At 72.9% G+C, this 22465-nt stretch carries 21 protein-coding genes and 1 pseudogene; 10 read left to right on the top strand and 12 right to left on the bottom strand.

Annotated elements, in window-relative coordinates; all coding sequences use genetic code 11:
- Positions 1-63: 63 nt before the first annotated feature.
- Both ACZ5WC_RS02255 and ACZ5WC_RS02250 read left to right on the top strand, forming a co-directional pair.
- Complete coding sequence (locus tag ACZ5WC_RS02255) at positions 64-303, top strand: hypothetical protein (protein WP_468539044.1); 240 nt, start codon at positions 64-66, stop codon at positions 301-303.
- Entirely contained in the window at positions 300-779 is a 480-nt protein-coding gene (locus ACZ5WC_RS02250) for an NUDIX domain-containing protein (protein WP_468539043.1), read from the top strand. The genes ACZ5WC_RS02255 and ACZ5WC_RS02250 overlap by 4 nt, the downstream gene beginning before the upstream one ends.
- A 500-nt stretch (positions 780-1279) precedes the next feature.
- On the opposite strand, the gene ACZ5WC_RS02245 is transcribed toward ACZ5WC_RS02250, so the two are convergent.
- On the bottom strand, positions 1280-1684 hold the full coding sequence (locus ACZ5WC_RS02245; protein WP_468539042.1) for a hypothetical protein: 405 nt from the start codon (positions 1682-1684) through the stop codon (positions 1280-1282).
- A gap of 157 nt (positions 1685-1841) precedes the next feature.
- Between ACZ5WC_RS02245 and ACZ5WC_RS02240 the strand changes: the two genes are divergently transcribed.
- On the top strand, positions 1842-2345 hold the full coding sequence (locus ACZ5WC_RS02240) for a GNAT family N-acetyltransferase (RefSeq protein WP_468539041.1): 504 nt from the start codon (positions 1842-1844) through the stop codon (positions 2343-2345).
- Between the two features lie 21 nt (positions 2346-2366).
- Here ACZ5WC_RS02240 and ACZ5WC_RS02235 read toward each other — a convergent pair whose 3' ends face one another.
- Positions 2367-3269: a glycosyltransferase family 2 protein gene (locus ACZ5WC_RS02235; protein ID WP_468539040.1), complete on the bottom strand. Its 903-nt coding sequence runs from the start codon at positions 3267-3269 to the stop codon at positions 2367-2369.
- Between the two features lie 79 nt (positions 3270-3348).
- Positions 3349-3903 carry a GNAT family N-acetyltransferase gene (locus tag ACZ5WC_RS02230; protein ID WP_468539397.1) on the bottom strand — a complete coding sequence of 185 codons (555 nt, stop codon included), beginning with the start codon at positions 3901-3903 and terminating at the stop codon, positions 3349-3351.
- A 456-nt stretch (positions 3904-4359) separates the two neighbouring features.
- On the opposite strand from ACZ5WC_RS02230, the gene ACZ5WC_RS02225 reads away from it, so the two are divergent.
- Positions 4360-5385, top strand: coding sequence for a hypothetical protein (locus tag ACZ5WC_RS02225; protein WP_468539039.1), 1026 nt, complete (start codon positions 4360-4362; stop codon positions 5383-5385).
- A gap of 28 nt (positions 5386-5413) precedes the next feature.
- On the opposite strand, the gene ACZ5WC_RS02220 is transcribed toward ACZ5WC_RS02225, so the two are convergent.
- Both ACZ5WC_RS02220 and ACZ5WC_RS02215 read right to left on the bottom strand, forming a co-directional pair.
- Positions 5414-6274, bottom strand: a complete 861-nt coding sequence (locus ACZ5WC_RS02220; RefSeq protein WP_468539038.1) for a PhzF family phenazine biosynthesis protein — start codon at positions 6272-6274, stop codon at positions 5414-5416.
- A 75-nt stretch (positions 6275-6349) separates the two neighbouring features.
- Positions 6350-7114 carry an SDR family oxidoreductase gene (locus ACZ5WC_RS02215; RefSeq protein WP_468539037.1) on the bottom strand — a complete coding sequence of 255 codons (765 nt, stop codon included), beginning with the start codon at positions 7112-7114 and terminating at the stop codon, positions 6350-6352.
- 142 nt (positions 7115-7256) lie between these two features.
- On the opposite strand from ACZ5WC_RS02215, the gene ACZ5WC_RS02210 reads away from it, so the two are divergent.
- Positions 7257-8948, top strand: a complete 1692-nt coding sequence (locus ACZ5WC_RS02210; protein ID WP_468539036.1) for an alkaline phosphatase D family protein — start codon at positions 7257-7259, stop codon at positions 8946-8948.
- Positions 8949-8961: 13 nt separating this feature from the next.
- Here ACZ5WC_RS02210 and ACZ5WC_RS02205 read toward each other — a convergent pair whose 3' ends face one another.
- Positions 8962-9957, bottom strand: a complete 996-nt coding sequence (locus ACZ5WC_RS02205) for a Gfo/Idh/MocA family protein (protein WP_468539396.1) — start codon at positions 9955-9957, stop codon at positions 8962-8964.
- A 112-nt stretch (positions 9958-10069) separates the two neighbouring features.
- Between ACZ5WC_RS02205 and ACZ5WC_RS02200 the strand changes: the two genes are divergently transcribed.
- Complete coding sequence (locus ACZ5WC_RS02200) at positions 10070-11395, top strand: multidrug effflux MFS transporter (protein ID WP_468539035.1); 1326 nt, start codon at positions 10070-10072, stop codon at positions 11393-11395.
- 25 nt (positions 11396-11420) lie between these two features.
- Here the strand turns inward: ACZ5WC_RS02200 and ACZ5WC_RS02195 are convergent, their stop codons facing one another.
- Positions 11421-12746 carry a hypothetical protein gene (locus tag ACZ5WC_RS02195; RefSeq protein WP_468539034.1) on the bottom strand — a complete coding sequence of 442 codons (1326 nt, stop codon included), beginning with the start codon at positions 12744-12746 and terminating at the stop codon, positions 11421-11423.
- Positions 12747-12999: 253 nt separating this feature from the next.
- Here ACZ5WC_RS02195 and ACZ5WC_RS02190 point away from each other — a divergent pair, with 253 nt between their 5' ends.
- The gene (locus ACZ5WC_RS02190; RefSeq protein ID WP_468539033.1) at positions 13000-13995 is read left to right on the top strand and encodes a small ribosomal subunit Rsm22 family protein; all 996 of its coding nucleotides are present in this window, start codon (positions 13000-13002) and stop codon (positions 13993-13995) included.
- A 7-nt stretch (positions 13996-14002) separates the two neighbouring features.
- Here the strand turns inward: ACZ5WC_RS02190 and ddaH are convergent.
- Positions 14003-14839: pseudogene (ddaH, locus tag ACZ5WC_RS02185) on the bottom strand (dimethylargininase); the annotation flags it as partial.
- 193 nt (positions 14840-15032) lie between these two features.
- On the opposite strand from ddaH, the gene ACZ5WC_RS02180 reads away from it, so the two are divergent.
- Together ACZ5WC_RS02180 and ACZ5WC_RS02175 are read left to right on the top strand one after the other, a co-directional pair.
- Positions 15033-15662, top strand: coding sequence for a TetR/AcrR family transcriptional regulator (locus ACZ5WC_RS02180; protein ID WP_468539032.1), 630 nt, complete (start codon positions 15033-15035; stop codon positions 15660-15662).
- Between the two features lie 153 nt (positions 15663-15815).
- Positions 15816-16562, top strand: a complete 747-nt coding sequence (locus tag ACZ5WC_RS02175; protein WP_468539031.1) for a bifunctional DNA primase/polymerase — start codon at positions 15816-15818, stop codon at positions 16560-16562.
- Between the two features lie 72 nt (positions 16563-16634).
- Here the strand turns inward: ACZ5WC_RS02175 and ACZ5WC_RS02170 are convergent, their stop codons facing one another.
- The 4 genes from ACZ5WC_RS02170 to ACZ5WC_RS02155 form a co-directional block, all read right to left on the bottom strand.
- Positions 16635-17624, bottom strand: coding sequence for an SCO2278 family lipoprotein (locus tag ACZ5WC_RS02170; protein WP_468539030.1), 990 nt, complete (start codon positions 17622-17624; stop codon positions 16635-16637).
- A gap of 131 nt (positions 17625-17755) precedes the next feature.
- On the bottom strand, positions 17756-18598 hold the full coding sequence (locus tag ACZ5WC_RS02165; protein WP_468539029.1) for a heme ABC transporter ATP-binding protein: 843 nt from the start codon (positions 18596-18598) through the stop codon (positions 17756-17758).
- Positions 18595-19722 (bottom strand): FecCD family ABC transporter permease, encoded by a 1128-nt coding sequence (locus tag ACZ5WC_RS02160; RefSeq protein ID WP_468539028.1) that lies wholly within the window; start codon positions 19720-19722, stop codon positions 18595-18597. Before ACZ5WC_RS02160 ends, ACZ5WC_RS02165 begins: the two co-directional genes overlap by 4 nt.
- Positions 19719-20810, bottom strand: coding sequence for a heme/hemin ABC transporter substrate-binding protein (locus tag ACZ5WC_RS02155; protein ID WP_468539026.1), 1092 nt, complete (start codon positions 20808-20810; stop codon positions 19719-19721). Before ACZ5WC_RS02155 ends, ACZ5WC_RS02160 begins: the two co-directional genes overlap by 4 nt.
- 142 nt (positions 20811-20952) lie before the next feature.
- Here ACZ5WC_RS02155 and ACZ5WC_RS02150 point away from each other — a divergent pair, with 142 nt between their 5' ends.
- Entirely contained in the window at positions 20953-22407 is a 1455-nt protein-coding gene (locus ACZ5WC_RS02150) for an HtaA domain-containing protein (protein ID WP_468539024.1), read from the top strand.
- Positions 22408-22465 lie beyond the last annotated feature (58 nt).

Raw genomic sequence — 22465 nt, 5'->3', positions numbered from 1 at the left:
CTGCGCGAGTCGGGCCGGGCCCGCTCCTTGGCCCTCAGCCGCATTACCCTCGCCACTATCCACGTGCAGCGCCTCGACCTCGACGCGGCGGTAGCCGTTGGCCACGACCTGCTCACCACCAGCCCCACCCTCGGCTCTGTCCGCGTCATCCACCAACTCGACGACCTCCGGCGCCTGCTGGAGCCCCAAAAGGGTTACGGGCCCGTGCGGGAGTACCTGATGCGCTTCGACGACGCACGCAGGGCGAGAGTGCTCCTCCTGGCCGACATCATCCCGCCGTCCCCGGGAGGCGCCACCTCATGAAGCCGTCGCCCGACGACCCCGACGCCTGGAACGCCTACCTCGCCGAGGGCAACGCCACCCAGCCCCGGAAGCGGGTCGCGGCCGACGTGCTCCTCCGGGACGCAGACAGCCGCGTGCTGCTGGTGAACCCGACCTATAAGCCGGGCTGGGATTTGCCGGGCGGGATGGCCGAGGCGAACGAGCCACCGGAGGAGACGGTCGCACGGGAGCTCAGCGAGGAACTCGGCCTGGACGTCGCCCTGCGCGGGCTCCTGGTCGTCGACTGGGTGGCCCCACACGGGCCGTGGGACGATCAGATCGCCTTCATCTTCGACGGCGTCACCCTCGATGTGCCGGGGGAGCTGCGCCCCCACGACGAGGAGCTGTCCGAGGCGGCGTACGTGACGCTGGACAAAGCGCGTGAACTGGTAGGTCATCGGATGAGGGTCAGGCTGGACGCGGCGGTCCGAGCCCTCGACGAGGGACGGCTGGTGTAGCTGCACGACGGGACGCCTGTCTGGCACTGACCATCCAGGGCATCGATCGCAGCATTGCTCTGGGTGTTCAGGCGTGGCCGCCATGGCTGGCAAGAGCCGCTCCGCGCCCACAAAGCGATCAAGTGCACCGTACAGCTGCCGGACCCGTACGCAGCTCTCCGTGTGCCATGCAGTTGCACGGGCTCGCCGCGGGTCTGCCCCTAGGCGAGGTTGCAGCGGCGATCCGGATCACCGAATCACGGCGCTTCCGCGTACCGCATGACGAGAGGGACACGTGCATGAGTGGCGGTCGGATCCGCGAGGCGTGGATCGAGTCGGAGGACGGCGAAGCCCCGTCCGGACCGCTCCCGGGCGGGGGCGTCCGCATACGTAGCCATCCAGGTAGTCACGAGAGCGCTTTCCCTGTGCGTTTGTGCAGGTCGTAGCGCTGCGGTGATTCTCCCCGGCGTACAGCACGGCTCGTCTGCCGACGTGCTGACAAGGGCCTTCGGCAAGGTGTCCTACCTGGTCGGAGGCTCCTCCGCCGTCGTCGGCCCGGTCGGCCAGCGGTCCGTCAGTTCCTCCGCGTACACCTGTGAGAGCGGCTGCGGGCCCACGTACTGCTGGCAGTTGCACTGCCCGGCCTCGTAGTGAAGCGGCTTCTTCTTCTCGTCCCAGGCCGTCGGCACCTCGACCCGCTCATGGCACCGGCCCTGCTTGTCGTGCTTGGCGAGGTGGTGGGCGCAGCCGCACACCGGCTCCGGAGGCTTGTGCGCGGCCTCGATCGCGAGTTGCCTCTGCGTCGTCGCCTTCAGCAGTTCCAGCTTCCGCTTGTGCCGCTTGCGCAGGGCCTTGCGGATGGTGTCGTCGGTCCAGGCGAAGCCGCCTATCCAGAAAAAGATGAGAAGCCACCAGAACCAGCTCATCGCGATCTCCCCCCCCCGTACTCCCCGGCGTGTTCCCCGGCCCTCTCGCCGCACCGGTATTTCACCTGCGGGCCGGCGCCTTCGTGTGGTCTGCTGCCCGCGGCCATTGTTCCCCACCCGTCCGGGCGGAGACTCAAGGGGCCCGGGACAGGGAGTGATGCGGATGACGGAGAACGTGTACGCGGGCGGACGTACGGCATCGGGCGCGGTACGGATACGACGGGCGACGGCCCGGGACGCGGAGGCCGTCACCCGGGTCTTCCTCGCCTCCCGGGCCGCCGCCATGCCGTATCTGCCCCGGGTCCACAGCGACGAGGACACCCGGGCGTGGATCACCCACGTCGTCCTGCCCACCAGTACCGCGGTGTGGGTGGCGGAGGACGAGGCGGGCGGTGAGGTCCTCGGGTTCGCCGTGCTCGCCGGGGACGACGAGCTCGATCACCTCTACCTGCGGCCCGACGCGCAGCGGCGCGGGATCGGGAGCCGGTTGCTGAGCGAGGTGCGCGGGGCCGTGGACGGGGCGCTCGGTCTGTACGTGTTCCAGCGCAACGCGGCCGCCCGCGCCTTCTACGAACGGCACGGGTTCACCGCTGTCGCGTTCGACGACGGCAGCCGGAACGAGGAGGGCGAGCCGGACGTGCGGTATCGCCGGACCCTGTAGATCCGGCCCCTGAGGGCCGGGTCAGATGACCGGCGGGCGGCCCAGCCGTGTCATCCGCCACACCGTCGACCAGCGCATCGGGCGCCGCTCCCCGCACGGCGTGCGGACGCCCTCCACGAAGCCGCCCGCCCAGGCGCGCAGGCCCTTCGGGTCGCGGGTGCGGGCCAGGGTGAGCAGGGTCCAGGTGCCGAGGTAGGCGGGGACCAGGGGGAGAGGGAGGTTGCGGCGGGCCAGCCAGACGCGGTTGCGGGCCGTCATCCGGTAGTACACCGCGTGCCGGGCCGGGGAGGTCTTCGGGTGCTGGAGCAGCAGCTCCGGCTCGTAGATCACCTTCCAGCCGGCGTTCAGCGCGCGCCAGGCGAGGTCCGTCTCCTCGTGGGTGAAGAAGAACTCCGCGGGCCACAGGCCCGTCTGCTCCAGCATCTTCATCGAGAACGCGTGGCCGCCGCCGAGGAAGGCCGTCACCGGGCCGCCCCGCATCGGGTCGCCCGCCCGCAGCCGGGGCACGTGCCGGCGCTGGGTCTCGCCGTGCTCGTCGGCGATCCGGAAGCCGACGATGCCGAGCCGGTCGTCGGCGGCGAAGTGGTCCCGGACCCGGCGGAAGACGTCCTTGTCGACCAGGAGCCCGTCGTCGTCCAGCTCGATCACCACGTCCACGTCACCGATCTCGGCCAGCCTGCGCAGCCCCTCGTTCCGGCCGCCGGGGCAGCCCAGGTTCTCGGGCAGCTCGATGGTGGTCACCCCGCCGTCGAGGTCCTCCAGGCCGGGGAACGCGGTGAAGTCCGGGAGCGCCGCACCGTTGCCGATGATCACGAGCCGGGTGGGCCTGACGTCCTGCATCGCGACCGACGCGAGCAGCGCCTCGACCGCCTGCGGGCGGTCCCCCATGGTCACGATGGATACGCCGATGCGTGGTGCGGACAAGATCGGTACTCCTGGGGCTCGGCTGCCGGTCGTCGGTTGCTGGTCGGCAGCGGTGCCCGCGATCGTAACGTCTCGCTGTTCAGTTCGTGGTCGCCGCCCGGCCATCTGCGGGCCCGTCGGTGTTCAGCAACGCGTACACGGCCATGTCGCGGCGCCGGTCGCCCACCCGCTGCCAGCCGTGCAGTACCCCTTCGCGCCGGTAGCCGACGTCCTCGGCGATCCGGGCGGAGGCGGTGTTCCACGGTTCGATGAAGAGCTGGAGGCGGGGGACGCCGAGATCGTGCAGGGCCCAGCCCGTCACCGTACGCAGCGCCGCGCGGGCGACCCCCTGCCCGCGGGCGGGGGCGGTCAGCCAGTAGCCGAGCGAGGCGCGGCCCTCGGGCAGGTCCCGCAGCCAGAGCCCGATCGCGCCGACCGGGCGCCGGTCCCGCGAGCGGACGATGGCGAACGGGTACCCGGCACCGGTGGCCGCCCGCTCCCACTGCCCGCGGACGAACGCCTCGGCCGCCTGGACCGAGTAGCGGGCCGGGACGGTGGTGATGAGCGGGATGTACGGGTCCTGCGCGGCCTCGCGGATCAGGGGGAGGTCGCTCATCTCCCAGGGGCGCAGAACGAAGTCGGGGCCCGCGGACATGCTCGGTACGGTCAGCGGCTCAGGACCGGGCGGGGAGCCGGCATCCACGCCGGGGCCGGGCCCTGCTTCGGCCCCGGGGCCGGCGTGGGTCTCCGGGGCGGCCCCGGGGCCAATGTCGTCCCCCGCCTCTGCCCCCGGTGCAGCCCCGCGCCCCGCGTCGGGCCCCACGCCGACCGCGGTGTCGGCCCCGGGCCCCACCCCGGCCGTCGCATCGGCGTTGGACCCCGCCCCGGCCCGCGCATCGGCCCCGGCGCCCGCACTGGGCCCCACGTCGGCCCCTGCGCCGAATCCTTGGCCCGACACATCGGCGTCGGGCTCGGGCGTCGCTCCAGGCTTGCGGGCAGCCATGCCCGCATCCTCCCGCGATCGGCGCGGTTCCGCCCCTCGGCCCGCCCCGGGCCCCGTGGATCGCGACCGGCTTCACGGGGCCCGGCACGGCGTCGATAAAGTGAAGGAATGATATTCGGTAAGACCGGCTTCGGGGGCGCGGTCGCGGACTTCGAGGCCGCCGCGGTGGCCCGGGACGCGAAACGGTCCGGCAAAGCGTTCGTCCGGTTGCAGGAGACCTTCGGGCAGGCCAAGGAGGCGGACCTGCTGGACGGCGGGCCGCGGCTCGCCGGTGTACTGGAGCAGGTTCCGCCCGGGCCCCGCGCTGTCGTCGCCGTCCTCGTCGGGGCCTGCGTCGAACGTGGTGCGGATGCCGGGCGCTGCGCGCCGGGGGTGCTGTCCGGGCTGCGGGAGGCGCTGGAGCAGGCCGTGGCGTTCGCCGACGCGTGGGCAGCGACCGGGGGCGGGGCGTTCCCGGCGGCGGACGGCGACGCGCCCGGTGACGACATCGTCGAGCGGGTGGGCGCGGACGCGGCTGTCGGCTGGTGGACGCTGCACCAGTGGGAGACGGCCGCCGTCGCGATGCTGAACCACCCGGTGGTGCGGGTCGACGCGGCCGGTGCCCGGGGTGAGCTGCTGCGGCTGCTCACCTCGGTGGAGCGGGCCTCCGGGGCGGAGTTCAAGTGCCTCGCCTACGCGCTCCTGGTGCTGGACGACGAACCGCTCGTCGCCCTCCACCGGGCGAGCGGTACCGGCTATCTGCTCCGGTTCTCCGGTGTCGGGGACAACTTCCAGCTGCACACCCTGCTCGCCGACGCGCTCATAGGCGGCGGCCACGTGGAGGGCCGCGCGCCCTCGTCGCAGGAGGCCGCCGTCTGCCGGGAGACCCCGGGGCAGGTGGACACCGTGGGTTCCTTCGACCTGACCGCGCCGGACGGCGCCCGGCTCTGGAACGAGGGCGCTCCGGCGGACATCCCCGTCGTCGACGGCGTACGCCTGCTGGTGCTCGACGAGCCGTCGTACCGGCGGCAGTGGCCCGCGGGCCGCTTCTTCCCCGGCATGCGCGGAGACGTCCTGCTGGAGCGCACCCTCGAACCGGAGGAGACCGAGCGCTGGTTCGCCCATGTCTCCCCGGCCAAGGACGCCACCGGCTGAACCCGGGGCCCGCCCCCCGTCGCGCGGATCAGCCGATCCGGGTGCCCGTTCCGCTCACCCGGATGCGGGTGTCGCCCGTCCGCAGCTCGACGGTGAGGGCGCCGGGGCGGCCCATGTCAGCCCCCTGGTGCAGGGTCAGTACGGCCGCCTCCGGTACAAGGTCCAGCTCGCGCGCGTACGCGCCGAAGGCGGCCGCCGCCGCGCCCGTCGCCGGGTCCTCCACCACCCCGCCCACCGGGAACGGGTCCCGGACGTGGAAGACGTCCGGCCCCTCGCGCCAGACCAGTTGCAGGGTCGTCAGGTCGAGCCGGTGCATCAGCGCTTCGAGCCGCGCGAAGTCGTAGTCCAGGTCCGCGAGCCGCTCGCGGGTCCCGGCGGCCAGCACCAGATGCCGGGCCCCCGCGTAGGCGATCCGGGGCGGCAGGGCCGGGTCGAGGTCGGCGGCCGCCCAGCCCAGCGCTGCCAGCGCCTCCGCCAGGTCCGCCGCGTCGATCCGCGTGACATGGGGGGCCACGCTGGTCAGGGTGGCGCGCAGCTCACCGCCGTCCCGGACGACGGTGACCGGCACCGTACCGGCGGCCGTGGCGAACTCCAGCGCGCCCGGACCGTCCCGTTCCGCCAGGGCGATGGCGGTGGCGACCGTGGCGTGGCCGCAGAAGGGGACCTCGGCCTTGGGGCTGAAGTAGCGGATCGTGTAAGCGCCTTCGCCGGTCCGCTCCGTGAGGAACGCCGACTCGCTGTAGCCCAGTTCGGCCGCGACGGCGAGCATCCGTCCCTCGTCGAGACCTGAGGCGTCCAGAACGACGCCTGCGGGGTTTCCGCCCTCCGGGTCGGCGGAGAAGGCGGTGTAGCGCAGGATCTCGGGGGTGGAGGCGGAATCACGTGTCATGCACCACTCCAACTCCGCTGCCGCCCCCGGAATTCCCTGTACGCCGCCGCCCCGGCATCGGGGCTCAGGCCGGGCTCAGCCCCGTCCGACGTACGGCATGTTCGTCGCCAGGACCGTCACGAACGGGATGTTGGCCTCCAGGGGCAGTCCCGCCATGTGCAGCACCGTCCGTGCCACATCGGCCGCCGCCATCACCGGCTCCGTCGCCAGTTCCCCGTTGGCCTGGAGGATGCCGGCCTGCATCCGCTCGGTCATCTCCGTCGCCGCGTTGCCGATGTCGATCTGTCCGCAGGCGATCCGGTACGGACGGCCGTCCAGCGACAGCGACTTCGTCAGACCGGTCATCGCGTGCTTGGTCGCGGTGTACGCGATCGAGTGCGGGCGCGGTGCGTGCGCGGAGATCGAGCCGTTGTTGATGATCCGGCCGCCCTGCGGGTCCTGCTCCTTCATCAGCCGGTACGCCGCCTGTGCGCACAGGAACGCGCCCGTCAGGTTCACGTCGACCACCGCCCGCCAGTCCTCGGCGGCGAGGTCCTCCACCGGGACGCCGCCGGGGCCGAAGGTGCCCGCGTTGTTGAACAGCAGGTCCAGTCGGCCGAACCGTTCCCGTACGGCGGCGAAGAGGGCGCCGACCTCGTCGGCGTCGGTGACGTCCGTGGTGACGCACAGGGCCTCGGGGGCCCCCGCCGCGGCCGCCGTCTCCGCCAGCGGCTCCGCCCGCCGGCCGGCCAGTGCGAGCGACCAGCCCGCACCCGCGAGGGCGAGTGCGACGGCCCGGCCGATCCCCGAACCCGCACCCGTGACGACAGCGACCCTCTGTTCCGTCTGCTCAGTGTTCATGGCCCGGGAGCGTACGGGAGAGGTCGGTGCACGGGGCACGCGGTGCTCATCGACCCGCCATATGGATGTTGTGCACGCGACAACGGCGCGTCGTCGCGCCGGGCTGCCATGGGCTGACAGCATCCGGGTACAGGAGGGGCATATGTCACCCGCACAGACCAGCATGGCGCCCGACCGTCACCACCGGACCGCCGACCCCCATGGCCATTCCGCCGAACTCCGCGCTGCCGCCGCCGCGTTACCCCGGGCAGGCCTGGGCCGTCGGCGCTTCCTCACCGCCACCGGAGCCGCCGCCGCGCTCGCCTTCGCGGTGAACCTCCCCGCCGCCGGTACCGCGAGCGCCGCCGAGCTCGATGCCCGCCGCATCGCCGAGGACCCGTTCACCCTCGGCGTCGCCTCCGGCGATCCGCACCCCACGTCCGTCCTGATCTGGACCCGGCTGGCTCCCCGCCCGTACGAACCCGGCGGCGGCCTGCCCCGCGGCCGGGTCGAGGTGCGCTGGGAGCTGGCCCGCGACGAGCGCTTCCGCCGGATCGTGCGGCGCGGAACGCTCACCGCCCACCCCGAGTTCGCCCACAGCGTCCGCGCCGACGTCCGGGGCCTGGCCTCCGGCCGCGTCTACTACTACCGCTTCCGCGTCGGCGGCTGGACCAGCCCCACCGGCCGCACCCGCACCGCCCCCGCCACCGGGTCCCGCAACACCTCCCTGACCCTGGCCGCCGTCTCCTGCCAGGCCTACCACCACGGGTACTTCACCGCCCACCGCCACCTCGCCGCCGAGGACGTCGACGTCGTGTTCCACCTCGGCGACTACCTCTACGAGTACGCCGTCGACGCCACCGGCGGCGCCCGCGGCTACACCGACCGCCGCCTCCCCGACCACTACAACCGCGAGACGGCCACACTGGAGGACTACCGGCTGCGCTACGCCCTCTACAAGTCCGACCCGGACCTGCGCGCCGCCCACGCCGCCCACCCCTTCGTCGTCACCTGGGACGACCACGAGACCGAGAACAACTACGCGGGCGAGATCCCCGAGAACGACGTACCGCCCGAGGAGTTCCTGATCCGGCGGGCCGCCGCGTACCGCGCGTACTGGGAGAACCAGCCGCTGCGCCCGCCGCAGCGCCCCACCGGCCCCGACATGACGCTCTACCGCCGCCTCCGCTTCGGACGGCTCGCCCAGTTCGACATCCTCGACACCCGCCAGTACCGCGACGACCAGGCCTACGGCGACGGGTGGCGCACCCCGGGCCCCGAGTCCGAGGACCCCGCGCGCACGATGACCGGGGCCGCCCAGGAACGCTGGCTGACCGACGGCTGGCGCGCCTCGCACGCCACCTGGAACGTCGTCCCGCAGCAGGTCACCTTCGCCCGGCGGCGCAACGTTCCCACCGACGCCTACAAGCTCTCGATGGACTCCTGGGACGGCTACCCGGCCTCCCGGCAGCGGGTGCTGGCCGGCGCCGAGGCCGCCGGGGTCGACAATCTCATGGTCCTCACCGGGGACGTCCATGTCTCCTACGCCTTCGACCTGAAGAAGGACTTCGACGACCCGGCGTCGCGCACCGTCGGCACGGAGATCGTCACGACCTCGATCTCCAGCGGCATGGATGGCACGGACCGGCCCGCCAACTGGGACAACCAGACCCGCGCCAACCCGCACATGAAGCACTACAACGGGCGGCGCGGCTACGCGCTGGTCACGCTCACGGAGCAGGAGGCGCGCGCCGACTTCCGTACGGTGGCGGCCGTCACCACCCCCGGAGCGCCGCTCGCCACGGCGGCCTCCTTCGTCACCGAGGCGGGGAACCCGGGGCTCACGCCCGTGTAGCGCGGCGCAGGCGTCAGCGGTCCGCCGGGTAGCGGACGCCGATGCGGTCCCGTACCGCGTCGAGCGTCCGCATCACCGCGAGCGAACCCTCCAGCGGTACGAGCGGGGACTCGCTCTCGCCCGCCCGCACCGCGCGCATCACCTCGGCCGCCTCGTACTGCATGCCGGACAGGCCCTGCGGGCCCGGCCCCGAGGTGACCGTCTCCGCCTCCCGGCCCGGCCGGTGCAGCACGAAGTGGTCCGGGTGGAAGAAGTCGCGCGGAACGTCGATCCGGCCGGCCGTGCCGATGACGGTGGCCGCCGTCGGGTGGTGGCCGACGATCGAGCAGGAGAGCAGCGCGGTCGCGCCCGAATCCCAGCCCAGCAGCATCCCCGTGTTCAGGTCGACGCCCTCGGGCGAGAGCAGCGCGTCGGCCCGCACCCGGTCCGGCTCGCCCAGCAACAGGTGCGCGAAGGAGACCGGGTAGACCCCGAGGTCCAGCAGCGCCCCGCCGCCGAGGTCCGGGTCGCGCAGCCGGTGGCCCGGGGCGAAGCCGCCCGCGAAGCCGAAGTCCGCCTGTACGGTACGGATCTCGCCGATCGCCCCGTCCCGGACCAGCTCGGTCAGCCGGCGGACCACCGGGTTGAGGTAGGTCCACATGGCCTCCATCAGGAAGAGACCGCGCTCCCGGGCGAGCGCGACCAGCTCCTTCGCCTCCCGGCTGTTGAGCGTGAACGCCTTCTCGCACAGCACGTGCTTTCCCGCCCTCAGCGCGAGCGAGGCAGCCGCGTGGTGCGCCGAGTGCGGGGTGGCCACGTACACCACGTCCACCGTGTCGTCGGCGACCAGCTCCGCCCAGCTGCCGTAGGCCCGCCCGATCCCGTGGCGCTCGGCGAACGCCCGCGCCGAGGCCTCCGTACGCGAGGCGACCGCCACCACCTCGGCGCCCGGCAGCGCCTGCACGTCCGCCGTGAACGTCGCCGCTATGCCGCCCGTCGCCAGCACGCCCCAGCGCACCGTCCCGCTCATGTCCACGTTCATGTCCGCGCTCATGCCCGTCCCCACCGCCGCGACGAAAAGGTATCGACCACTCCGGCCGAGCTGAGAGCATAGATGCGGATTCAACGATGTGGAGACGAGAATGCCGGACAGCGGCGGCAGCCGGGCCCAGCGAGAACACATACCCACCCCCCGGAGCGAACAGGCCGGCGCAGGCGCCCCGCCCGTCTCTCCGAAGCAGACGAAGGCCGCCCGGCGCACCGGGCTCCTGGTCACCCTGGTCCTCGGCGGGCTCACGGCGCTGCCGCCGCTCTCCATGGACATGTACCTCCCGGCGCTCCCCGCCGTCACCGACTCGCTGAACGCCCCCGCCGCCACCATCCAGCTCACCCTGACCGCGTGCCTGGCGGGCATGGCGCTCGGGCAGCTCGTCGTCGGCCCGATGAGCGACCGGTGGGGCCGCCGCAGACCGCTGCTCCTCGGCATGGTCGTCTACGTCATCGCCACCGCGATCTGCGCGCTGGCGCCCACCGCCGGACTCCTCGTCGGCTTCCGGCTGCTCCAGGGCCTCGCGGGCGCCGCCGGGATCGTGATCGCCCGGGCGGTGGTGCGCGACCTCTACGAGGGCGTGGAGATGGCCCGGTTCTTCTCCACCCTGATGCTGATCTCCGGCGCCGCCCCGATCATCGCCCCGCTGATCGGCGGGCAGGTCCTGCGGGTCACCGACTGGCGCGGCGTCTTCGTCGTGCTCACCGGCGTCGGCGTCGTGCTCACCCTCGTCGTCTGGAAGTGGCTCCACGAGACACTGCCGCCCGGCAGCCGCCACACCGGCGGGGTCGGCGAGGCCCTGCGCACCATGCGCGGGCTGCTCGCGGACCGGGTCTTCACCGGCTACATGATCGCGGGCGGACTCGCCTTCGCCGTCCTGTTCGCCTACATCTCCGCCTCCCCGTTCGTCGTGCAGGAGATCTACGGGGCGTCCCCGCAGACCTTCAGCCTGCTGTTCGGGCTCAACTCGATCGGGCTCATCGCCGTCGGGCAGATCAACGGCAAGCTGCTGGTGGGCCGGTTCCGCCTGGACAAGGTCCTCGGGCTCGGTCTCGCGGTCATCGTGCTGGCCGCCGTCGCCCTGCTGCTCATGACGACCGGCGTCTTCGGCGAGGTGGGGCTCGCGCCGGTCGCGGCCGGGCTGTTCGTGCTGATGTCGGCGATGGGCCTCGCGATGCCGAACACCAACGCCCAGGCCCTGATGCGGACCAAGCACGCGGCGGGCTCCGCCTCCGCGCTGCTCGGCGCGTCCTCGTTCCTGATCGGCGCGATCGCCTCCCCGCTGGTGGGCATCGCGGGGGAGGACACGGCCGTCCCGATGGCCCTCGTGCAGGTGGTCTGCGCCCTCGCCGCGGTCGGCTGCTTCCTGGGGCTGTGCCGCCCGTGGCAGCGTACGGACCGCGAGGCCGGGGGACTGTAGGGGATCACCGGGGGACTGCTGGGGATCAGTCGGTGCGCGGGTAGCCGATCAGGTGCGTGCGCTCCTGCCGGTCCGTCCAGCGGAACACCCCGACCCCCGTCGTCTCGATGCCCGGCAGCCGCACGTTGCGGGCCAGCCGGTCCGTCGTCCAGGTCGCGAAGTCCATCGACACCGGGAGCCCGCCACCCGCCAGCGCCTCCGACGCGTCGCGCGCGTACTCGGCCCCGTAGGCGATGCCGTCGTCCGTCACCGTGGCCAGCGTCAGATGGCCGACGCCGCCCTCGTCCTCGAAGCAGCGGGCCCGCTGCGCCGCCAGGTCGAAGGCCAGGTTCCCGGCGATCAGATAGTCGCCCGAGGGGGAGAGCACCGCCTGCGGATGGCGCCCCGGCTGTATGGCGGGCCGGTGGCACTCCACCGAGGCCACCGCCTCGCCGGTCGCCGCGTCGTGCACCGCCCACAGCTCGTGGGTCGCCGCCCGCTTCGCCTTCTTCGCCAGGGCCCACTTCGCCAGCACCAGGTTCGAGGTCACCGAGGTCGGGACGCCGCTGGTCCGGTCGGTGCCCTTGGGCGCCACGTTCCTGCTGAACCAGCCGCCGTGCACCCAGAACTCCCGGGCCCCGCCGACCAGCAGCCCCCCGATGGTCTGCCCGTGCACCTCGGTCAGCTGCTTGCAGGCCGGGCAGCCCTTCGGGTACTTCAGTTCGTCCGCGCTCAGCTCCGACACCGTGCCGGTCACCGGGTCGACCAGCACACTGTTGGCCTTCCCGTCGCTGATCACGATGTCGGGCCCGCTCGTGCTGACATCCGGGGCGCCCTGCCACGGCACCTCCACACGCTGCCGGGACCCGTTCGTGACGTCGTACAGATCGAGCGAGAGGAAGGTGCTCGACGGTGACACTCCGTCGCCGACCTTGCCGTACGACCAGGTCACGAAGAACTGCCGGTCGCCCCGGGTGACGGTGGCGATCCTCGGGTAGTGCAGCGGGTCCGGCTGCCGCCAGGCCTGACCGCGCCAGCCCAGCCTGCCGGTCGCCGTGTCGACCGTGCGCAGCCGGTAGCGGTTCCCGGCGGAGCGCTCCAGGTAGGCCACCAGGCCCGTCGTGTGGGAGACCGCGATCTCGGGGGAGGAGCCGACGATCTCCCAGCCCCGGTCCGTCGTGTACTGCGGCGGAACGGTGAGCCGGGTCACCGGACCGGCACTCGCCGACGCGGGCCCCGCCGTGCCGGTGGCCGCGCCGCCCGCCCTGCCCTTCCCTTCGCCGGGGCTCCCGCCGCAGGTCGCGAGCAGCAGGAGCAGGGCGAGGAGGACCACCCCGCCGACCAGGGCCAGCCGTACGATCTTCTGTCTCATGGCTTCCCGGCTCCCCCGCTGAACAAGGCCGCTTGGACAAGGTCCTCCGGCCATGGCCGCATGGGCATGGCCGCCTCGATATGGCCGCTGGGGCCAGGCCGATCTCGCGCCGGTCAGCGTAGCAACAGGCCCAACGCGAAGAGGAGTTCACTTCCCGCCCTGTTCTGCGGCTGTTCCAGGGCTGTGCCGCGGCTGTTGCGGAGCCGCCGGGCCCGAATACGCCCGGCGCTCTCCCCGCGCCTACAATTCGGCGGTGAACGTCACCCTCCCCACCGCTCAGTCCCTGCGGGCGGCGCTGTCCGGACTGCTCGACGGGCTGCCGCCCAAGCAGGCCGCGCAGGCCGTCGACCGGCTGATCGCCAGCTACCGCGGGGAGACCCCGACCAGCGCCCCGATCCTGCGGGACCGCTCCGACGTCCTCGCGTACGCCGCGTACCGGATGCCCGCCACCTTCGAAGCCGTACGCTCCGCCCTCGACGCCCTCGTCGAGGCCGCGCCCGACTGGGCGCCCGCCACCCACACCGACGTCGGCGGCGGCACGGGCGCGGCGAGCTGGGCGGTGGCCGGGGCCTGGGACGGCCCGGCCACCACCGTCCTGGACTGGGCCGAGCCCGCCCTCGCGCTCGGCCGCGAACTGGCCGAGGCGTCCGGAGTGCCGGGGCTGCGGGCGGCCCGGTGGGAGCGGGCCAGGATCGGTGCGGCGCTGGAGCTGGCACCCGTGGACCTGGTCACCGTCAGCTACGTACTCAAGGAGCTGACCGCCCAGGCCAGGACCGAGCTGGTCGACGCGGCCGCCGCGGCCGGCCAGGCCGTCGTCATCGTGGAGCCGGGCACCCCCGACGGTTACGCCCGGATCATCGAGGCCCGCGACCGGCTGATCGCCGCCGGGCTGCGCATCGCGGCCCCCTGCCCGCACAGCGACGCCTGCCCGATCGCACCCGGCACCGACTGGTGCCACTTCTCTGCCCGGGTCAGCCGCTCCTCGCTGCACCGGCAGGTCAAGGGCGGCTCCCTGAGCCACGAGGACGAGAAGTTCAGCTACGTCGTCGCCACCCGCTTCCCCGCCGCCCCGGCCCCCGCCCGGGTCACCCGAAAGCCGCAGATCCGCAAGGGCCAGGTCCTGCTGGAGCTGTGCACCCGGGACGAGGGCCTGGCCCGCTCCACGGTCACCAAGCGCCACGGCGAGCTGTACCGGGCGGCCAGGGACATCGCCTGGGGCGCCCCCTGGCCGCCGCCGGACACTCCCTAGCCCGTCCCTAGCCCCGCAGCTCCTGCGTACAGCACTTCACGCTGCCGCCGCCCTTCAGCAGCTCGCCCAGGTCCATCGGAATCGGCTCGAAGCCCCTCTCCCGCAGCGGGTCGAGCAGCCCCGTCGCACCCTGCGGCAGCAGCACGTGACGGCCGTCGCTGACCGCGTTGAGGCCGAAGGCGGCCGCGTCCGCCTCCCGGGCGAGCAGCGCGTCCGGGAAGAGCCGGCGCAGCACGGCCCGGCTGCCGGGGGAGAACGCGTCCGGGTAGTACATGATCTCGTCGGCCGCCGCGTCCAGGACGCACAGTGCGGTGTCCAGGTGGTAGTAGCGCGGGTCCACCAGATCCAGCCCGATCACCGGCAGCCCGAAGAACTCCTGCGCCTCGGCGTGCGAGAGCGGGCTGGAGCGGAAGCCGCGCCCGGCCAGCAGATACGAGTCCGTGACGGCGAAGTCGCCCTCGCCCTCGTTGACGTGTTCCGGCTCGTGGACGTCGCTGAAGCCGTGCGCCCGGAACCAGTCCCGGTGGGCCCCGGCCTCCTCGAACCGCTCCCGGTAGGCGAACAGGGCGCCGAGCACCCGCCCGCCGATCACCGTGGCGCCGTTGGCGGCGAAGACCATGTCCGGCAGGTCGGGGCGGGGTGTGAGCAGCTCGACGGTGTGGCCGAGACCGCGGTAGCGGTCGCGCAGGTCCTCCCACTGGGTCTGGGCCAGCGGCAGGTCGACGGGTTTCGACGGGTCCATCCACGGGTTGATGGAGTAGGTGACCCGGAAGTGCGTGGGCGCGCACATCAGGTAGCGACGAGGGGTGGCGTCACGGTTCAACTGGGGCTCCTCGCGAACGGCGGCCGGGGCCGCGGAACGGTGGGATGCGCGCGGTCCGCGCGTGAGCCCATGGTGCGCCGTGCGCGCCCGATCCGCAGTGAACCGATCGGGTGGTTCACCGGACCGCCCGGCCGCGGTGGCCTCCCGGCCATCCAGCGGGACCGTGAACGCAACAAGACGATACGTATCGGCTCGTCGGCGGTAGATTGGCCGCATGGCACCCACCAGGTCTCCCGACTCCAGCCGCCGCAGCGACCGCTCCCGCCGTGCGATCTACGACGCCGCCCTCGCCCTCGTCGGCGAGGTGGGGTATCCCCGTACGACGGTCGAGGGTATCGCCGCCCGCGCCGGGGTCGGGAAGCAGACCATCTACCGCTGGTGGCCCTCCAAGGCGGCCGTCCTGATGGAAGCCTTCCTGGACCTGGCCGACCGGGCCGCCGAGGAGGCCGCTGCCCAGCCCGGCGGCGTCGCGCGGGGCCTCCCCGACACCGGCGACCTGGCCGCAGACCTCAAGCTGGTCCTGCGGGCCACCGTCGACGAGCTGAACGACCCGGCGCTGGACGGTCCCACCCGCGCGCTGACCGCCGAAGGCATCGTGGACGCGAAGCTGGGCGCCGAATTCATCGGGAAGCTGCTCGACCCGCAGCTCGCGCTGTACGTCACACGGCTCCGGGCCGCCCAGGAGGCCGGACAGCTCCGTGCCGACGCCGATCCGCGGATCGCCCTGGAGCTGCTCATCGGCCCGCTCTTCCACCGCTGGCTGCTCAGGACCCTGCCGCTCACCCACGCCTACGCCGACGAGGTCGTCGACTACGCCCTCGGCGGGCTGGGGGTGGCCCGCTGACCCGGCGCCCGTGATCCATATCCGTTATGTGGTGACATCGGGCGTGATGGTGCTCACTCGGCGCAGTGGTACGGGGCCCCGTAGGTGAACTCTGGCCACCCGAAGCGCAGGATGGTGCGACCATGGAGGGGCAACGCTGAGGTGAGGGGATAGATGGGCGCCGATTCCGGCCGCTGTCGCGGCACAGAGAGCAGGATCTCCCAGTGGTTGCGGCGACGCTCCAAACCACAGGGAGCCGAGGCCGCCGACACGGCCAGAGTGCAGCTGCTCCTGGCCGTCGCCGACGCGGGCATGCCCATCGCCCCCGCCGCCCATCCCCAGGGCTACCGATGTTCGTGCGAACGCATCGGATGCCCCACCCCCGCCCGGCACCCCATCTCCTTCGCCTGGCAGACGCAGTCGACCACCGACCGTGCCCAGATCGAGCGCTGGGCCGGCAGCCAGCCCCTGGCCAACTTCATCACCGCGACCGGCATGATCCACGACGTGCTGGACGTCCCGCTCACCGCCGGCCGCAGCGCCCTGGAGCGCCTTCTCGCCGCGGGCATCGACGTCGGCCCGGTCGCCCAGTCCGGCGACGACCGGATGCTCTTCTTCACCGCCACCCGCGGTACCCCCGAGGACGAGGACGAGTGGTGGCCCTGCGAGCTGGACTGCCACCCCGAGACCATGGACGCCCATCCGGGCCTGCGCTGGCACTGCCGGGGGAGCTACGTCCTCCTGCCGCCCGCCCGGCTCCCCGGTGAGCTCGATGTCCACTGGGTGCGCGGCCCCGAGCACGAGCTGCCCGACCCGCTGACGCTGCTGGAGACGCTCACCGACGCCTGCGCACGGTATGCGGGCAGTGCCGAGCAGAGCGAGCTGGACCACGACTCGATCGCCTGGCCGATGAGCCGCTGAGCCGCTGAGTTGCTGGGCTGACGGAGCCCGGCGGAGGGGCCCGGCGACCACCGGGGCCACGCCGACCCGCCGCTACTCGCCCTTCGCCGCGACCAGGCCCGGCAGCCGGTTCAGTATCCGCACCTCGCCGCCGCCGTCGGCGCCGCGTGCGGGCACGTGCGCCAGCTGGCTGGAGACCCGCTCCTTGGTGAGGCTGCTCTTCACCTCACCGGTGAGCAGCGCCTCCACATCCGCGTTGACCTCCGGCTTGAGCCCCTTCGCCGCGGTCTGCCGCTCGAAGTGCTTGCTGCTGAAGAAGACCAGCGCCCCGCCGTCCTCGGTGCGCAGCCCGAGCGGTGCGAACGTCGTCGCCGTCATCGGCTGGTCGATGTACTGATACGAGAACCCCGCCCGCCGCGTGGTGCGGCGCGCCTCGCGCCAGCCCGAGGTCGACGTGCCGGGTGCGAACACGTCCGGTGCGCCGTCCTTGAGATACGTGGTGTAGGTGCTGCTCAAGTCGGCCGGGGGGACGGCCAGTCCACCGTCGCGCGGCTCGACCGGTGTGGCCAGCCCGTCCCCGTCCAGAGTGAACTCCGGCACCTGGGACACCGGGACGACCCCGAGATAGGCCGCCTTCCACACCGCGTCGGGGGCCGTCCGTACGAACACCACCAGCCAGCGGGTGTCCAGCTTCCCGCCGTCCTGGTCCCGGTTGGAGTCGGTGTCCGCCAGGAACCAGCGCGGCCAGCCCGCCTTCTTCGGTACGACGTACGTCGCGTCGTCGAGGACCAGCGGCTTGTGCGCCTTGTTGCCGTCGGGGTTGTACGTCTGCCGCGCCTTCAGCCCGGCCTGGTTGATCGCGCCGAGCGAACCCGTCACCCGGTCCGCGTCCAGCGCCGGATCGAACGCCTTGTCCGCCGCGTTGTAGGCGGTGAGGAAGTCCGACAGCGCCTGCGCGGCCTCGGACTCCGTCGCCCCGGGCAGCACCGCCAGCTCCCCGTGCACCGTCATACAGCCGCTCGCCGTCATACACAGCACCGTCGCCGTGGCGAGCCCCGCCGTCAGTCGACCCAGCCTTGTCATCCGTTGCTTCTGCGCCTTCTGATCCGTCGCCCGCACTGACCGTCGAAACCCTACCGGGCGGCGAACGGCGCGCGGGCCGGGACCGGATACAGCGCCCACACCGTGACCTGACGGACCGGGCCCGCCCGCCGCTAGCGCGTGTCGCGCACCGGCACGACCAGCGGTGTGCCCGTGCGCGGATGCGGGAAGACCTCCACCGGCTGCCGGTACACCTCGCCGAGGAGTTCGCCGCTGAAGACCTGCTCCGGCGGGCCCAGTTCCGCGATCCGCCCGGCGTGCAGCACGGCGGCACGGTCCGCGTACGCGGCGGCGAGCCCCAGATCGTGGAGTACGACCACCACGGCGTCCCCGGCGGCGGCCCGCTCCCGGCAGATCCGCAGCACCAGCTCCTGGTGGCGCAGGTCCAGGGCGGCGGTCGGCTCGTCGAGCAGCACCAGCGGGGCCCGCTGCGCCAGCACCCGGGCGAGCGCCACCCGGGCCTTCTCACCCCCCGACAGCGCTTCGAAGGGGCGGGCGGCGAACCGGGTCACCTCGGTGGCCGCCATCGCCGCCGCCACCGCCGCGTCGTCCTCGTCCTCCCGCTCCGTACCGGACCAGGGCGCCCGTCCCATCCGTACGACGTCCTCCACCGGGAACGGGAAGGACAGCGCGGCGGACTGCGGCAGCACCGAGCGGCGCAGGGCCAGATCGGGCGCGGACCACTCGGCGGCCGGGCGCCCGCCGATCCTCACCTCGCCGCTCCCGGCGGGCAGATCGGCGGCCAGCGCCGCCAGCAGGGTCGACTTGCCCGCGCCGTTCGGCCCCACCAGGGCGACCACCTCGCCCGCGTGGGCGGTCAGGTCGACGGAGTCCAGCACCTGACGCTGCCCCAGCCGGACCGACACAGCGGCGGCCTCGACGGCGGGGGAGCCGGGGGCGAGAGGCGAGGGCAGCTCCCGGGTGCGTACCGCGAACAGATCTCTCAGCGTCCTCATGCCCAACCACCTTGCCTACGACGGGTCCTGCGCAGCAGCCAGAAGAAGAACGGGCTGCCGAAGAGCGCGGTCAGTACCCCGAGCGGCAGTTCGGCTGGAGCCGCCACGGTCCGGGCCGCGAGGTCGCCCGCCACCAGGACCAGCGCGCCGCCGAGCGCGCTGCCCGGGACGAGGAAGCGGTGACCCGGGCCGTTCGCCATCCGCAGCAGATGCGGGACGAGGAGACCGACGAAGGAGATGATCCCGGCGACGGCGACCGCGGCGGCCGTCAGCAGCGCCACGACCAGGACCAGGACGATCCGCAGCCGCTCCACGTCCACGCCCAGGTGGCGGGCGGGCCGCTCACCCAGGGCCAGCAGGTCCAGCTTGCGGGAGTAGAAGGGGGCCATGACGAGCCCGGCCAGCGCGCACGGCAGGACGGCGAGCACCTTGGGCCAGGTGGCCTGGGAGAGCGAGCCGAGCTGCCAGAAGGTGATCTGGGTGATCTGTGCGTTGTCCGCGAAGAAGATGAACAGACCGATCAGCGCGCCCGCGAAGGCGTTGACGGCGATGCCGGTGAGGATCAGCGTCACCACTTCGGTGCGGCCGCCGGACCGCGAGAGCGCGTAGACGAGCAGGACGGTCCCCAGTCCGGCGATGAACGCGAAGACGGTGATGGTCCAGTTGCCGAAGAAGCTCAGCCCGAGCGCGATCGAGGCGACCGCGCCGACCGCCGCACCCGCCGAGATCCCGATGACGCCGGGCTCGGCGAGCGGGTTGCCGAACACGCCCTGCATCAGGGCGCCCGCACAGCCGAGGGACGCGCCGACGAGCAGCGCCAGGGCGACCCGGGGGAACCGCACGTTCCACAGGACGCTCTCGCCGACCCGGTCCAGCTCATGGCCGCCGAGCCCCATCCGGTGCTGCACGGAGGACAGGACATCCCCGAGCGGGATGGAGTACGCGCCGATCGCGGCGGACAGCAGCGCACCGGCGAGCAGGGCGAGGGAGAGCCCCAGGGTGAGCACGAACGTCTTGCTCCGGGGGGACTCGGTGGCGGCGGCGGCCGCCTCGGTGGCGGATGCGGGTGCCTTCTCGGGGACCGGCGCGTCCTCGCCCGTACGTTCCTCGTACGAGGTCGTCACTTGTCCGTGCCGCCCTTCGCGTACAGCTGCTCGACGATGTCCGTGAGCACCTGGTCGGTGCGCGGGCCGTAGTTCAGCAGCACGCCGTCGTCGACCGTGACGACCCGGCGGTCCATTCCGGCCGGGGTCTCCGCGATGCCGGGGATCTTCACCAGGCCGTCCATGCCGCCGACCGACTCGAACCCCTTGGTCATCAGGAGGATCGCGTCCGGCGCGGCCTTGGCGAGGGCCTCGCTGGTGATGGCGGTGAAGTCCTTGTTCAGGCCGGACTCCTTCCCGGCGTCGACCGCGCCCGCCGCCTCCAGCAGCGAACTCGCCCCCGACTGCGCGCCGCCCAGCAGATAGACGGAGGCCGAACCGCGCAGATAGAGGAAGGCCACCCGGGGCTTCTCGCCGTCGGCGGGGTCCGGGACGGACTTCTGGACGGCGGCGATCCGGTCCTCGGTGCGCTTCTTCAGCTCGGTCCCGGCGGACGGTACGCCGAGCGTCTCGGCGACCGTGTCGATGCGGCGGCCGACGTCGCCGAGTCCCTTGGCGGGCTCGACGACGACCAGCGGGATGCCCGCGTCGCGGATCTGGTCGATCGCCTCGCTCGGGCCGGTGGTGGTGTCCGCGAGGACGACGGTCGGCTTCAGCGAGAGCACACTCTCCGCCGAGACGTCGTGAGCACGGGTCACCACCGGGAGCTTCTCGGCCTGTTCGAAGGTGGCGGTGATGTCGCGGGCCACGACCTGCTTGCCGAAGCCGAGGGTGAAGACGATCTCGCTCAGCGATCCGGTCAGCGGCACGATCCGGTCGGTGGAGTCGACCGTGACCTTCTCGCCGTCCGCCGAGTCCACCGTCACCGGCAGCTTCGGGGCGGGCGCGGCAGCCAGCGGCTCCACCCGGTCCGGGGCGGCGGCGCCCCTGGCGGACCCGGGCGCGGGCTCGTCCCCTCCGCCGCAGCCGGTCAGGACCAGGGCGAAGGCCACCGCGGCGGTGAGGGCGGCGGCCGCCCTGCCCCGGGCCGGGCGACGGCGGTCCGTTCGCCCGGCGTCCGGGCCCTCGGGCTCAGGGCCTCTCGGGGCGAAGTCCTGCGAGATGCGCACGGGGCACCGTCCTGTCGTTCTGCGGTCCGCGGTGGGTGGTTCGGATGTTGCGGGAGGGCGGAGGCGCCGGCGGGGTTCCGACACCGGATGGGAATACCTTAGGTTAGCCTTACCTACGTATCCAGTCCCTGGAGGGTCCCTCATGCCGTCGTCCACATCCGCCCGCGCGCTCGCCGTCGCGCTCCTCGCGGTGCTGCTGGCGGCCCTGCTCCCCGCCGCCACCGCGCAAGCGGCAAGCCGTACGGTGCAGGGCGGCCGGCTGGACTGGGGCATCAAGTCCTCCTTCCAGAGCTACGTCACCGGGCCCATCGCGAACGGCAGCTGGAGCCTGACCGGCGGTGCCGCAACGGTCGGCGGCAGCCAGTTCCGCTTCCACTCCGCGACCGGCTCCTACGACCCGGACACCGGGGCGTTCAGCTCCGGCTTCTCCGGCGGGGTGCACTTCACCGGCCACCGGAAGGCCGACGGCGGCAACGAGCTCGACCTCAGGATCAGCCGTCCCACGGTCCGGATCAACGGCGGCAGCGGCACGCTCCACGCGGACATGGTCAGCAAGGAGCGGGGGACCGGCAAGGTCTCCAACCGCTCGCAGGTCCCGCTCGCCGCGCTCAACCTGTCCGGGATCAGCATGAAGGGCGGTTCCACCCCCGTCGCCCTCAGCAACATCCCGGCGACGCTGACCGCCCAGGGCGCCTCCGCCTTCGCGGGCTACTACACCGCGGGCACCCCGCTCGACCCGATCAGCCTCTCCGTCGACACCAAGGGCGCGGCCGAACCGAAGCCGTCCCCCTCGGAGAAGAATGACGACGCGGACGCCGAGCAGGACGAGAAGAAGGACAAGGCCGGCAAGGAGAAGGCGGGCCGCTTCGAGGACGCCGCCGTCGACTGGGGAGTGCGCCGCACCTTCCGCGAGTACGTCACCGGCTCCATCGGCCAGGGCAAGTGGACGCTCGCCGACGGTGCCCAGGACGGCGGGGCCCTGTTCCGCTTCCCGCAGGGCAAGGGCACGTACGACGCGAAGAAGCAGACCCTGGACGCGGACTTCAGCGGCAGCCTCCGCTTCACCGGCGCCCACGAGCTCGACCTGAAGTTCGCCGCAGTCACCGTCGCCGTCGCCAAGGGCGAGGGGACCCTGTCGGCGGACGTCACCAGCGAGGGCAAGACCACCAAGAGCGTGCCGCTCATCACCTTCGCCGCCAAGGACTTCGCGCCGAAGGAGGGCCTGGCCGTCCTCACCGAGGTCCCGGCGACCCTCACCGCCGACGGCGCCGAGGCGTTCGGCTCCATGTACAAGGCGGGCACCGCGATGGACCCGGTCTCGCTCGCCGTGGCCGTGGACGAGAAGGCCCAGCTGCCCGCGCTGCCCGACCTCGGCAGCGAGCCGACGGCGGCCGCCGAGCCCACGAAGAAGCCCTCGGCCGAGCCCTCCGCCCAACCGGCGGCAGCCGTCTCGGACTCGGGCGCCGGCACCGGCACGTACGCCGCGATCGGCGGCGGAGTGCTGCTGCTCGTCGCGGCCGGAGCGGCGTTCTTCGTCCTGCGTCGACGCTCCGCGCAGGCGGCCCCCGAGTCCCCTGACTCCCCCCGGACTTCCTGACCTCCCCCCCCAGGCGCGCCTTATGGACCATCGCGCCGCCCCCCCCGCTTCTCTTCCG

This window comes from Streptomyces sp. NPDC033165 (genome assembly GCF_055577965.1).
This window is presented reverse-complemented; position numbering and strand designations above follow the sequence as displayed.